Below are 13,675 nucleotides of genomic sequence, written 5' to 3'. Positions count from 1 at the left end.
TGGCAGCCCGCCGGCATGACGGACGAGGCCGCCGACGCGCTGGTCGCCCCGATCCGCTCGGCCCTGCTCGCCGAGGGCCGGGTGCTGATCGCCAAGACGGTCATCGACGGCCGGCCGTGCAACAAGCTCACGCTGCTCAACCCCGAGACCACCCCGGAGCAGATGCGCGCGTCGCTGGAGCACGTCGTCGCGACGGCCGCCCGGGTGCGCGCCGCCACCACCGAGACCGAGGGGAGCGACCCGATGACCGCCCACCGCACCGCCGCCGACCCCACCACTGCCGACCGCACCGCCGCCGACCCCACCGTGCACGACGTCGTCGGCGTCGGCATCGGCCCGTTCAACCTCGGCCTCGCCTGCCTGACCGACCCGATCGCCGACCTCGACGCGGTGTTCCTCGACGCCGCCGACGGCTTCGCCTGGCACCACGGCATGATGCTCGACGACGCCACGATCCAGGTGCCGTTCCTCGCCGACCTGGTGACGATGGCCGACCCGACCTCGCCGTTCTCGTTCCTCGCCTGGCTCAAGGAGACCGGGCGCCTGTACCCGTTCTACATCCGCGAGGACTTCCACCCCCTGCGCAGCGAGTACGACGCCTACTGCCGCTGGGCCGCCGACCGGCTCGACACCCTGCGGTGGGGCCGCCGGGTGACCGCCGTCGAGCACGACCCGGTCACCGACACGTTCACGGTGCACGCCGAGACCGATCAGGGTCCCGAGACGTACCGCGCACACCACGTCGTCGTGGGCATCGGCACCGAGCCGTCCGTCCCCGCCCCGCTGCGCGGGATCGGCGGGCCGGCGATCCACTCCGCCGGGTTCCTGCCGAACCGCGACGCCCTGCGCGATGCCGGGTCCATCGCCGTCGTCGGCAGCGGGCAGTCCGCCGCCGAGGTCTACCGCGAACTGCTCGAGGACATCCGGCAGGACGGCTACCGGCTCGACTGGATCACACGTTCGCCCCGGTTCTTCCCGATGGAGGACACCAAGCTCACCCTCGAGATGACGAGCCCGGAGTACACGGACCACTTCCACGGGCTGCCCGAAGCCGTCCGCGATCGCCTGGGGCGGGAACAGCGTGGCCTGTACAAGGGCATCAGCGCGGACCTGGTCGACGACCTGTACGACCAGCTCTACCGGATCAGCGCGCGCGGCCCGGTCCCGACGACGCTCCGGACCGAGACGAGCGTCGTCGACGCCGCCTGGCTCGCCGACCGCGGCACGTACCGGCTGACGCTCCGCCACGAGCAGCTCGACCAGACGTACGAGCACGAGGTCGAGCAGCTGGTGCTGGCCACCGGGTACACCCCGCGGATCCCGCGGTTCCTCGACCCGGTCGAGCACCTCGTCGCCCGCGACTCCCGCGGTCGCCTGGCGGTCGCCCGCGACCACCACGTCGACACCCTGGGTGGACGCATCTGGGTACAGAACGCCGAGGAGCACACGCACGGCCTGACCGCGCCCGACCTCGGCATGGGTGCGTGGCGGAACGCGTCGATCATCCGGTCCGTCACGGGTCGCCCCGTGTACGGCCTGGAGGCCCGGATCGCCTTCCAGGAGTTCGGCCTGCCCGCCTCGGAGCCGTCCACCGCCCACCCCGGCGCCGCGGAGCGCGCGCCGGCCCGGCGCGCGTCCGAACGGACGGAGGTGTCCGCATGAGCGCCGTCGTCGACAGCACCGGTGTGACGGTCGCCGGTTCGGCGGGCGCTGGTGTGGTGGGCACTGCGACGGTCGACGCGCACGGGGCGACCGCGCCCGGGGAGCCGAGCCGGGCCTCCTGACCGTCGAGCCCGTGGACCCGGAACGCGACGCCGCCGTCGTGCAGTCGTGGCTCGCCCACCCCGCGTCGTCGTGGTGGGAGATGGGCGACCTCGACGTGGAAGGGGTGCGCGCCTACCTGGTCGGCGTCCACGCGGACCCCGCGCAGGCAGCGTGGCTCGGCCGCCGGAACGGCGAACCGTGCTTCCTGGCGGAGACCTACGACCCCTCCGCCGTCCTGCTCACCGACGTGTGGGCGGCCGAACCCGGCGACGTCGGCATGCACCTGCTCGTCGCGCCGGTGCCCGCCGGTGGTCGTGTCCACGGCCTGACCAGCGCGGTGATGCGTGCCGTCGTCGAGCACTGCCGGGACGCCCTCGGCGCTTGCCGGGTCGTCGTCGAGCCCGACGTGCGGAACACCGCCGTGCAGGCGAAGAACGCCGAGGTCGGGTTCCGCGCCCTGCGGCAGGTGGACGTCGACGGCAAGCGGGCCCTGCTGTCGGTGCTCGACATCGACCGGATCGGCGTCCCCGACGACGACGGGCCGGCCGCACACCTGCGGCCCGAGCACCTGGAACCCGCCGAACGGCACCTCGTCGCGAAGGCGATCGCCGAGTTCGCCCACGAACGGCTGATCGCACCCGTGCCGGACGGGGACGGGTGGCGGCTCGACGCGGGGGAGTCGACCTACCGGTTCCGGGCGCGGCAGCACGTGCTCGAGCACTGGTCGGTGGACGAGGCCTCGCTGATGCGGACCCGTGCGGGGGTGCCGGCGCCGCTCAGCGCGCAGGAGCTCGTGCTCGAGCTGCGCGCGGTGCTCGGGATCCCCGACGAGTTGCTCGGCACGTACCTGGAGGAGATCGCTTCGACGCTGGCGAGCGCCGCGGCGAAGCACCGGCGAGGCGGACCGTCGGCCGGGCAGCTGGCACGGGGGCGGGGCGGGGCCGGGTCGGTCGGTTCGTTCGGTTCGGCCGGGTCCGTCGAGGACGTCGTCGCGTCGTTCCAGGACGTCGAGGCGGCGATGACCGAGGGGCACCCGGCGTTCGTCGCCGCCAACGGCCGGATCGGGTTCGGGCTCGACGAGTACCGGGCGTTCGCGCCGGAGTCCGGCGGCCGGTTCCGGTACCGGTGGCTCGCTGCCCGACGCGAGCACACGCACCTGGCGCTCGCCGCCGACCGGACCGAGCAGGCGCACTGGGAGGCAGAGCTGTCACCGACTGTCGTGGCCGGGTTCCGTGCGACGCTGGAGCGTCGCGGGCTCGACCCCGACGACTACGTGTGGCTGCCCGTGCACCCGTGGCAGTGGCAGCACCGGATCGCCGTGACCTTCGCGCCCGACCTGGGCCGACAGGACCTGGTCGACCTGGGCGAGGGACCCGACGAGTACCAGCCGCAGCAGTCCATCCGCACCGCGTTCAACCGCACCGAGCCGGCACGCTCGTACGTGAAGACCGCGCTCGCCGTGCAGAACATGGGGTTCCTGCGGGGCATGTCGCCCGCGTACATGCGGAACACCCCGGCCGTGAACGACTGGGTCGAGTCGATCGTCTCCGCCGACCCCACGCTCGCCGCCGCCGGGTTCTCGGTGCTCCGGGAGCACGCTGCCATCGGCTACACGGGGGACGCCTACCACCGGGTCGACGTGTCCTCGCCGCAGCGCAAGATGCTCGCGGCCCTGTGGCGGGAGAGCCCGCTGCCACGGGTGACGGACGGCGAGCGGCTGCTGACTATGGCGGCGCTGCTGCACCGGGACGCCGCGGGGAACGCCGTGGTCTCGGCGCTGATCGAGGCCTCCGGTCTGCCCGCCGACGTCTGGGTCCGGCGCTGGCTCGACGCCTACCTGCTGCCCGTCGTGCACTGCCTGACCGTGCACGACCTGGTGTTCATGCCGCACGGCGAGAACCTGGTGCTCGTCGTGCGCGACGGCGTCGTGGTCCGTGCCGTGATGAAGGACATTGGCGAGGAGGCCGCGGTGCTCGGTCGGCACGACGACCGCCCGGTCCCCGCCGACATCGACCGGATCGTGCACCCGGTGTCCGACGACGAGGCCGCGCTCGCGGTCTTCACCGACGTGTTCGACGGGGTGCTCCGGTTCGTCGCCGCGATCCTCGACGACGACGCGGTGCTGCCGGGGTCCCGCTTCTGGCAGGTCGTGGGGGAGTGCATCGACGCCCACGCCGCCGCGCACCCGGACCGCCGTCGTCCCCTGGACCTGCGGGTGCCGACGTTCGAGCACTCGTGCCTGAACCGGTTGCAGCTGCGGAACACCCTGTCGATGGTGGACCTGGCGGACCAGTCGGCGTCGCTCATCCGGGCGGGGGCGATGGTGAACCCGATCGGGCGGTAGAGGGGCGGCGGCTCTCACGAACCGGAGCCGTACCGACTACGGCTGCAGGCGGGTGGCCGTCCAGGTGCCCTCGGCGAGTGCGTACTGCAGTCGTCGGTGCATCCGGTCGCGGCTGCCGTGCCAGAACTCCACGATGTCGGGCTCGAGACGCCAGGCAACCCACCGTGCCGGCCGGGGGACGTCGTCGCCGGAGTCGTCGAGCAGGTCGTTCGCGTCGTCGATCAGGTCCTGCAGGGTCCGCGGCTCGAGCACGGCCGACTGGTCCGCGATGGCCGTCGCCGCGCGTGACTTCGGGGAGCGGTCCGCGAACAGGGCGTCGGACTCGGCGTCCGACAGCCGGACGACGTGGCCCTCGAACCGGAGCTGCTGCATCGTCTCGCGCCAGTACGCCTGCAGGGCTGCGTGCGGGTTCTCGGCGAGCTGCCGCCCCTTCGGACTGTCCTCCGACGTGCCGAAGACCAGTCCGTCCGCCTCGATGCGCTTCACGTCGACGGTGCGAGCGGACACACGGCCGTCGGCCCCGGCCGTGGCGAGGGTCATCGACAACGGCTCGGAGACCTGTCGGTCCTTCGCCGCGGACAGCCAGTCGCGAGCGAGGTCGAGCGGAGACGCTGGCGGGCTGTCGAACTCGGGCAGGTGCAGGGAGTCGTCACCGGAGAGCGGGGCAGAGGACATGTACCCACCCAACCGTGCCTGAGGGCTCGGTGTTCGAAAGGGGTCGTAGGCCGGGGTCGACCTCGGCCTCGTCAGGACGTCGCGGACGGCAGCGTCCGGGTGATGCGGAGATGTCCGACCGCACTGACGAGGACGGTCCAGACGGATCCGTCCGCCAGGCCCGAGAACGTGACGGTTCGGCCCTGGTCGTCGTCGCTGCCGGTCGGGACACGTCCGTGGTCCGGCCAGAACATGACGGTCAGCGCCTCGTCCGGGATCAGCGCGAGCCGACGGAGGTGCTGCCAGAGTGCGCTCACCTGGTCCTGGCGCGTGGACGTCTCGAGTCCGCTCGGGCGGAACTGCGTCGGTGGCAGGTCGTCCGCGCGGGTGTCGTGCACCACCTCGAACGGTGCTCCGGGACGCTCGACGTACCGCCTGCGGAACACCCGGATGCCGATCGTGCCGTTCGGTTCGACGGCGACGTCGATGAGGTCGGCCCACCGGGTGTCCTCGTCGTCCCAGCCCACCGCTCGGGTGATCCGGTGCGTGCTCGGCTGGTACCTGCCGGCCAGTACCGTGCCGGCGAGCACTTCCGCTTCCGCCCACTCGCCCGGAGTCAGGGCGTCACCGAGCGTCGCCCGCACGGCGGTCCACCGTTGCGGTGCCGACCACGAGGCCGGCTGCGCGCGACCGAGGAAGCGATCGATCAGGGAAGGCCGTCCGTCGATGGGGTGGGTCGGAGCAAGCGTCGTCGAGGTGGCGATCGTCTCGGTGTCGTCGACGGCCTCTGGTCGCGCGACCAGCGGCTTCACTCCGACGAACGCCCGCTGTGCCTCCACCGTGCCGAGGCGTTCGTCGGCCGGGGCGAACACGTCGACCAGGTCGTCGAGGCGTGGACGACGACCGCGGCGGTGTCGGTACGCACGCAGGCCACCACCCTGCTGTCGGGCCATCCCGCTCGGCCACACGTCGACGCGAGCCCCCTGCACGCCCAGGAGCCACCCCTCGCGGTCGAGTGCCGCGCGCACCAGGCTCAGCGCCTCGAAGGCGTCGTCGGCCGTGGCCGAGTGTTCGACGCCCAGCAGCGACACGGTCACGGTGGAGTGCACCTGGTGGTCGGGGTTCGTCACGTCCATCTCCACCGTGACGGTCGCCGGGGCGCCGGTGCCGTTCCGGTACGCGATCCGGTCGTACGTCGTCATCGCCGCTTGCCGTGTCCATGTGTCACGGCGTCGGGACCTGCACCGACACGAGCGCACCGTCGCCGAGGTGCACGATCGCGGAACCGACCTGGACGCGCTCGACGATGCTGCTCCGCGGCAGGCGCATGCCGAGCAGGTCGCCCTCGGTGATCGCCTGGGGGCTGAGCAGCGCTCCCGAGCGGTTGCGCTTCATGTCGACCTGCCAGCCGGTGAACCCGACACCGAACTCGGCGGTCAGCCCGGCCGCGACGATCGCCTGACCGTTGTCGGCCGCACGCTTGACGAACCCCTGCAGCCAGCTCTTCGCCGGGGCGTCCTTGACGAGCTCGGCGTCGTCGATCACCAGGACGCGTCGACCGGGCTGCCCGTCGAACAGGGGTGCGAGGTCGTCCTCGGTCAGATCGGCACCCTCGTGCGCCGCCAGGACACCCGGTTCCGCGGCCAGCGCACGGAGCGGGGACTGCCGCGGGGTCACGAGCACGACCTCGCCACCCTCGCGCAGGACCGAACGGGTCATCGAGAGCAGGACGGCGCTGCGTCCGGACTTCGCGGGTCCACCGACGACGAACGAACCGGCCGCGGCCAGGTCGGGCCCGATCGCGGTGAGGTCGTCGCCGCCGATGCCGACCAGACCGAACAGGCCGGCGTCGTCGTCGCGCATCTCCCATGCCCGCTCGAACGGCACCGGGCCGGACAGCTGGTCGACGCGGAAGGGACGTCGGCTGCGTTCGACTGCCCGGTCGCGTTCCGTCGCGAAGGTGGCGAGGGCCGTGATGGCGGCGGCCTGCGACTGCCCGGTGCCGGCTGCGGCGAGCAGCGCGATCTGTGTCTCCGTCGCGGACTCGGAGGCGAACGCACGTCCGTCGGGGACCTGCTCCGGGAGCTTGCGCGGGTTGAGCGACGCCAGCCCGTAGTCGCCCCGGTCCGACAGCCGGAGGACGAGCTTGTCCTCCACCAGGGTGGCCATCCGACTCGAGAGCAGCTGTCGGTCTCCGGTGACGACCAGATGGATGCCGACGCTGGCGCCTTCGCGGAGCAACGTCATCACCTGGTCGGTCGGAGCGCCGTGGTCGAGCTCGCCGAGTGAGCCGACGAAGCCTTCCCAGCGGTCGAGCATGAAGACGATGTGCGGCAGGCGTTCCGCCGGCACGACGGCCGCGGCACGCTGCTCGACGATGCTGGCGAAACCGCCGTCAGCCAGCACCTGCTGGCGACGGGCGAGCTCCTGGGCCAGCTTGGTCAGCAGCCGCTGGGCTCGTTCGGTCTGGACACGCTGGACGACGGCGCCGGCGTGCGGGAGTGCCTGGATCGGCAGCAGCGCGCCGTTGCCGCAGTCGAGCGCGTACACGTGGACGTCGGCCGCCGAGGTGTTCCGGGCGATGGCTGCCGCCAGGGTCCGGAGCACCTGCGACCGGCCGCTCCGCGGGGCACCGACGACGTAGAGGTGTCCGTCGGAGTCGAGGTCGAGGCTGCGCACCCGCTGCGCCTGCTCGCCGGGGAAGTCCTGCAGCGCGAACGGCAGCGGCCCCACCCGGGCATCCGTGACGGTGCTGACGTCGAGTTCCCACGCGCGGTCGTTGAGGTCGGTGAAGAGCAGCGTCTCCGGCAGGGCATCGAGCCAGGGACGGTACGGAGCCGGACCGCCGAGCTCCGCCGCGGCCTCGGTCACGGCGCCGACGAGCTCCTGCAGGTCGGTTCGCTCGTCGGTGTGCTGCACCTCGGACTTCGGTGGTGCGGGCGGTGCGGTACCGAGCGCCGACCACGAGACCGCACCGGCCCAGACCTGCTTGCGCTGGGTCGACTGTCCGGGGCGACGGCCACCGACGCGACCCGACTGGAACGGCAGCAGCGCCCCGGCGCCCAGACGGATGTACCCCCGGCCGGGGGTGCTCTTCTGGATCTGGGCCGCGTCGCCGGCGTCGATCACGTCGGTGCTCTCGCTCGAGTCGGTGACCCGCAGTGCGATCCGCAGGTTCGTGTTCGCGCGGATGTCGTTCGAGACGACACCGGTCGGACGCTGCGTGGCGAGGATCAGGTGGATGCCGAGGGACCGACCGCGCTGGGCGATGTTCACCAGGCCGGTCACGAAGTCGGGCAGCTCCCGCACCAGGCTCGCGAACTCGTCGATGACGATGAGCAGCCGCGGCATCGGCGGCAGCGGTTCACCACGACCGAGGCGGTCGAGGTAGTCCTCGATGTCCTTCGCTGCCGCATCGGCCAACAGGTGCTCGCGACGACGGAGTTCGGCGCCCAGGGACTCGAGCGCTCGCTCCACCAGGTGTGTGTCGAGGTCGGTCACCATGCCGACGGTGTGCGGCAGCGGCGCGAAGTCGCGGAAGGCAGCGCCGCCCTTGTAGTCGATGAGGACGAAGTTCATGCCCTCTGGAGTGTTGGTCGCCGCGAGCGACGCGACGATCGTCTGCAGGAGCTCGGACTTGCCTGAACCCGTCGTGCCGGCGACGAGGCCGTGGGGGCCGTCCTTCCGCAGGTCGAACGCGAACGGGCCGTCGAGGCTCTCGCCCACGACGACCTCGGTGGTGCGTGGGCGCACCGACCACTTCCCGGTGATCGCCCGGGCCGTCGGCGGTTCGAGCAGCATGACGTCGAGCAACCGCGACGACGTGGGCAGTCCGCCGGCGTCGCTCTCGTCATCGGCGTCGACCATCGGCGCCACTGCTCGGGCGACCGTCTCGAACCAGCCGTCCGGGATCCGGTCGGGCCGCACGTCGGTGACCGTCGCCTGGCGCTGCGCAGCCACCCGGATGCGTTCCGGACCGACGGTGACCACGACGGAGCACTCCTCGGGCAGCAGCCGTGCCTCTTCCTCGATGCAGATCGCCCGGACGCCGACCGCCGGCCCTTCCTTGAGGATGCGGATCAGACCGGGCAGCGCTCGGAGCCGCCGGGCACCGTCGAGCACGACGACGACGTCCGGACCGGGGATCCCGCGCATGTTCGACTCACGCATCGCCCGCTGTCGCGCATCGATCAGCTGACCGACCTCGGCCACACGGGCGCCGAGCGTCTCGGCGTCGTTGCCGATCGCGATCACGGCGTCCTGCCCGAAGCCCGGTCGGGCCTGCGGGATCCACCGCAACCACGCCCACTCATCGGCCGACCGGGCGTCCGTCAGCACGACGAACTGCGTGTCACGCGGACTCTGGAGCACCGCGAGCTGCGCCACGAACCACGACGTCAGGTGCCGCGTGTGCTCGTCTCGGCCCGCGACGCCGACGACGCCCTGCACGCCGAGGTCGACGATCACCGGCACGTCCTCGGCCAGCTTGTCGACCGCGCGACGGTGCTCGAGCGCCGACGGGTCCTCGAGCACGACGCCGGACGGGACGTCAGCGGTCCCGACGCGGAGCGTCAGGTAGTCGGGATCGGTCCGGCGGCGCTCCCACAGGCGAGCGCGACGCCGCAACGCGACGTCGAGCACGGTCGCGGGGTCCGGTGCGCTCGTCCGCAGCTCGCGCTGGTACCGGACCACTGCCTCCAGGGCGTCCGCCTCGACCGCCTTCTTGGTCTCTTCGTACTCGGCAACGCGCTGCTTGTGGGTCTTCTTGCCGTTCCGACGGTCCCACCAGGCGTTGCCGAACATGATGATCGGCGACATCAGACCGAACGCGAGGTACGCGACGTTGTGGAAGATCGAGATCATCACGGCGGCCATGCCGAGCGGCGCGAGCGCCGCGATGATCGGGATGGACCGACGTGACTGCTGCGCCGGCACGGCCGGCAGCTTGAACACGGACGGGTGGTCCTCGGGCAGGAGCCGCGGCGGCCGCGTGTAGTCGAGCGAGCCGCCACCGGCGGTCAGGGTGATCGCCGCTCGGTCGGCGTCCGGCACCGCGACCGACAGCAGGGTGTCGCCGATCGTGACGATGCTGCCCGGCTCGACCGGGGTCTCGTCGTCGACCTCGGCGCGGTCCACCAGCACCGTGGAGCCTTCGGTCGGCGTGATCGTGAACCGACGGTTGAGGTCGAGCCGCAGGATCGCGGCGTACTCCGGCGCGCTCCGGTCCGGCAGGGGCACCGTTGCGTCGGGCGCCGAACCGACGTGTGCGATGCCCGCATCGAGCACCACCACGGTGCCGGCACCCGGTCCGCCGACGATCCGCACGCTCGGCAGGTCACCGGGCAAGGGCAGGACCGGAGCCGGGGCCCCGAACGTCAGCCGAGCGCCCTCGAGCAGCACACCGTCACCGATGCGTGCGTGCGGGGTGGTCGGGACGGAGTCGACCGCGACGTCGACGATCGACGTGGCCCCTTGCCCGAGCCGCTTGGCGACGACCTCGACGATCTCGCCGAGCAGGGTGTCCTCGTCGCACTCCACCACGAAGTCGGCGGAGGCGCTCGACGGAAGGTGGCTCGCGGTGAACGTCAGGCGCACGTGTGGCGCCCCGCACCGGAGATCGTGGTCATCGTGGTCGCAGCGCGGTGGTCGGACGAGGCCCCCCGCAGCGTCATGCTGCCGCTCATGGCCTGATTCTCGCAGGTTCCCCGGTCCGGCAGGCGCGGTCCGGTCGTTCCTGTGGACACCGGGTGCGGTCTGGAGGCGCGGTGGAAAAATCGGGGTCGGGTCACGTCGTGCGCTTCTCGGGGATCAACCGCGACCACAGCGGGCTGGTGGCGAACTGGGCGATCAAGACCAGTGAAACGACGAACAGCACGTTGACGGTCAGCGGGAACCAGCCAGGGCGTGTCTCCGTGATTCCGAACGACTGCAGGAACAGGTACGAGATCTCTGCAAGTCCAGCACCGCGTCCGCGGATACTCGCCGGCATGGCGAGAGGGTGCGGCGTGATGGTGACACTGAGGAACGCCAGCGTGATGCCCAGGACCCCGACAGCCAGGGACAGTGTCCGGACGCGCTTGCGCGGGTTCTCGCCGGACTCTCGGACGGCCTTGTTGACGAGATCGAGGGTGAATGCGATCCCCAGGGCCACGGCCGCCGCGGACACGACCGCGAGCACACCGAAGCTCGCGAAGACTATGCCGAGTCCGGGGGCTATCAGCACCGCGTCGACGGCGACGGCCAAGCGGCTCGGCGCGGGGATGAGGGCAAAGTCGAGCGCGAGCACGATCAGGGCGTGGCCGGCGACGATGGTGCACGCTGCTCGGAGGAACTGCCGACGCGTTGGCCGGCCGCCGAAGAGCAGCAGGACGAAGAAACAGAGTCCGATGGCGCCGCAGACGAAGGCGAGGATGATGGAAGCGGGCCACCGTGGAGCGTCGCCGCGGAACGCCATCCACGCCGCCACAGCGCTCCAACTGACCGCGGCCACCGTCCAGAACCACCGCAATCGCGCGGGCTGTGACATCGGTCGCTCGGTCAGTGCAGTGAGACGGTCGACATACACGGGGATCAGACCGCCTTGAGGGATCGGGCGAGTTGCTCGACATCGGGCTGGACCGGCTCGAGGCACTCCGGCGGGAGTTCGACACGGAGTTGGACGGACAGGCGGTCGCACCGGAACCCAGCGACATGACCGACGACGTCCTGACCGCGCTGGAGTTCGGCGCGCCACCCCTCGATACCTGGAGCGATGAGTGCCGGTGATGCGAGGCCGACCATGACGTCGCTGCTGTCCCCTGGACCGACGAGGCGGCGGAGATGCGCGGTCAGGTCCGGCTCGGCCGGTTCCCACCGGACGCGGACCAAGAGGACCTCGGCCGGGAGCGCTGCCCGATGGATGAAGTACTGCTCGTTCGGTCGGGTCGCCTGTGCCACTGAACCGAAGAGCGTCTGGAGGAACATCTGCTTCGGATGCGGGCTGAAGACCTTGCGCGGCAGAATGTCCCGCACCGTCGGTTGCGCCCACTTCATGATCTTCTTGGCGGGGGCATCGCCGAGGTCGTTCGGCACCGGCAGCCACACCCCGTCGACTCCCCGGGCTACGATCTCCAATTCAGTCGCCCCCTGCCTGTTCGATTTGCTCCTGACCACGGCGAGGGGAGTTCATCAGCTCACCCGGCGAATGCGCTGGATGAGATCAGCGACTGCCCCCTGCATGGCGAGCAACGCGCGGCCGTCGACATCCACCTTGACCTGCACACCGAGGTCGTCGAGCGGGAACGCTGCAATGTAGCCGTGCTCGGAGTGATCGCGAGTGATCGAGGTGCGAAGTCCACTGGTTCCCAACGGGGACAGCCACTCCGATGGAGTGCCGAGTGTGATCTGCTTCAAGTCCGGCGTTGCGAGCTCGAGGAGCGTCTGCCGCGGGGAGTTTCCCAACCTCACCCACCGCAGCCGAACCGGCAGGAACTGGTCCGGAAGAGTTGCCCGGAGGACGTAGGCTCGCTCGTTGGGGCTGGTCATGGCAGCAGCGGCGGCGAGCGAAGCCTGTATCGGGAACTGTTGTGGATCCTGCCCGAAGAGCCGCTTCGGGAGGACTGACCGGGCAGCAGATGCAGCCCACTTGGCGATCTTCCGGTCAGAAGCGTTCTGGAAGTCGTTCGGAACGACGATCCAGTCCTCTTCTGCTCCGGGTACGTCGAGGTTCATCAACGGTGTCCTGACTCGACTTGTTGAGTGATGGTGATGGCATCGATCAAACGGACCATTGCGTCGGTGCGGCGCACGAGCACATCGAAGTTCGGATTGTCGCCGACCACCGTGACGACCATGTCCCGCTGTCGGAACGCAAATGCCAGGGACCCGAACAGTTCTCGGTCTTGGCCGAGCGCGCGGAATCGTAAAGCTCGTACCCCGGCGCCGAGCGAAGCTGCTCGATGTGGTTCGACGATCGGTGGCTCGAGAGTTTCGCGGGGCTCTCCCTGAACGAGTTCCGCAAGATCGAAAGTCTCATCATCCGTTTCACGGGCGAATCGGATCCGAACGATCGTCGGCGGTTCGAGAGCATCAGGGAGGTGAACGGCCACGATCTCATCTTCGAGGAGTGAATCCGCAAGCGTCTGCAGCGTCTGCACGAGCCATGACGCGAGCACCTCGTCGCCGTGGAGATCCTCGGGGAGTTCGCTCGCCCAGGCCTGGACCCGCTCGGCAGTTAGTAAATTGTCTTCACGTTCGGCGAACAACCAGCCCGGTTCGAGCAGATCGACCGTGACTGAGAGGGCGGACGGTTCAATCATCGTGCTCACCTGGAGATGCTTGCATGACCGCACCCCCATCGTCGATCCACCGGAAGGTCGTGAGTAAAGCTCGGAAGAGTTCCACAAGTGAGGAGTTGACGCGAGTTTCCGCTGCGTGCAGGTCTGGCCCGGTCGGTGCCTGATCAGTCAGCACGGTGAACACGAGCGCCAGGAGGAAGTCATCCCGCTGTGGAACGGCGAGGAGGACTGAGGTGGAGCTCAACACGCGAGCGGACCCGCGCGGCAGGGCTGGCGGCTGATCAAGGGGGGTCAGGACAGCCACGGATCCTGCAACTGAGAGGACTTCGGCACCTGCTCCGAGGCTTCGAGCGAGCAAGACGTCCTCGGCCGAATGGTTCACTGCTTCGGCAAGTGCTGCACGAGCGACCGTTATCGATGCCGCGATGGACGTACCGGGCACTGGCCCCGATGTCATGAAGGTGTCGAGCACGCTATGAGAGGTGTCTGGTGCGTAGGCGGCCTCGAAGAGGCTTCCGACTTCTGCCCTCCAGTTGTCCCCGGGGCGGGAAGCAAAGGAGCGATCCGCCTGACGCAACATCTCGTCGGGGGTCCCAGCGGAAAGATGGATCCAGCCTGCGGGCAGAGCCAGAGCATA

At 70.4% G+C, this 13,675-nt stretch carries 10 protein-coding genes; 3 read left to right on the top strand and 7 right to left on the bottom strand.

From position 1 onward, the window contains the following. Positions 1-243: 243 nt before the first annotated feature. The 3 genes from ACZZ9K_RS09210 to ACZZ9K_RS09200 are packed head-to-tail and all read left to right on the top strand — an operon-like array spanning position 244 to position 4,108. Complete coding sequence (locus ACZZ9K_RS09210) at positions 244-1,662, top strand: lysine N(6)-hydroxylase/L-ornithine N(5)-oxygenase family protein (RefSeq protein ID WP_463444747.1); 1,419 nt, start codon at positions 244-246, stop codon at positions 1,660-1,662. Beyond that, positions 1,659-1,784 carry a hypothetical protein gene (locus ACZZ9K_RS09205; RefSeq protein WP_463443901.1) on the top strand — a complete coding sequence of 42 codons (126 nt, stop codon included), beginning with the start codon at positions 1,659-1,661 and terminating at the stop codon, positions 1,782-1,784. The genes ACZZ9K_RS09210 and ACZZ9K_RS09205 overlap by 4 nt, the downstream gene beginning before the upstream one ends. Positions 1,785-1,795: 11 nt before the next feature. Next, a complete protein-coding gene (locus ACZZ9K_RS09200) occupies positions 1,796-4,108 on the top strand; it encodes a GNAT family N-acetyltransferase (RefSeq protein ID WP_463443900.1) in 2,313 nt (770 codons plus the stop codon). 36 nt (positions 4,109-4,144) lie between these two features. Here ACZZ9K_RS09200 and ACZZ9K_RS09195 read toward each other — a convergent pair whose 3' ends face one another. From ACZZ9K_RS09195 to ACZZ9K_RS09165, 7 genes are all read right to left on the bottom strand, one after another. Then, positions 4,145-4,783: a pyridoxal 5'-phosphate synthase gene (locus ACZZ9K_RS09195; RefSeq protein WP_138802022.1), complete on the bottom strand. Its 639-nt coding sequence runs from the start codon at positions 4,781-4,783 to the stop codon at positions 4,145-4,147. Between the two features lie 71 nt (positions 4,784-4,854). Then, on the bottom strand, positions 4,855-5,964 hold the full coding sequence (locus ACZZ9K_RS09190; RefSeq protein WP_463443899.1) for a hypothetical protein: 1,110 nt from the start codon (positions 5,962-5,964) through the stop codon (positions 4,855-4,857). Between the two features lie 22 nt (positions 5,965-5,986). Further along, a complete protein-coding gene (locus ACZZ9K_RS09185; RefSeq protein ID WP_463443898.1) occupies positions 5,987-10,357 on the bottom strand; it encodes an FtsK/SpoIIIE domain-containing protein in 4,371 nt (1,456 codons plus the stop codon). Positions 10,358-10,547: 190 nt separating this feature from the next. After that, positions 10,548-11,288 (bottom strand): hypothetical protein, encoded by a 741-nt coding sequence (locus ACZZ9K_RS09180; protein WP_463443897.1) that lies wholly within the window; start codon positions 11,286-11,288, stop codon positions 10,548-10,550. Between the two features lie 44 nt (positions 11,289-11,332). After that, a complete protein-coding gene (locus ACZZ9K_RS09175) occupies positions 11,333-11,914 on the bottom strand; it encodes a hypothetical protein (RefSeq protein WP_463443896.1) in 582 nt (193 codons plus the stop codon). A gap of 15 nt (positions 11,915-11,929) precedes the next feature. Then, entirely contained in the window at positions 11,930-12,472 is a 543-nt protein-coding gene (locus ACZZ9K_RS09170; protein ID WP_463443895.1) for a hypothetical protein, read from the bottom strand. Next, positions 12,472-13,068: a hypothetical protein gene (locus tag ACZZ9K_RS09165; RefSeq protein ID WP_138802016.1), complete on the bottom strand. Its 597-nt coding sequence runs from the start codon at positions 13,066-13,068 to the stop codon at positions 12,472-12,474. Before ACZZ9K_RS09165 ends, ACZZ9K_RS09170 begins: the two co-directional genes overlap by 1 nt. Between the last annotated feature and the right edge of the window lie 607 nt (positions 13,069-13,675).

Source organism: Curtobacterium sp. AC268, assembly GCF_979258745.1.
Note: the sequence above shows the minus strand (reverse complement) of the source record. Positions and strands in the feature narration are given on the sequence as shown.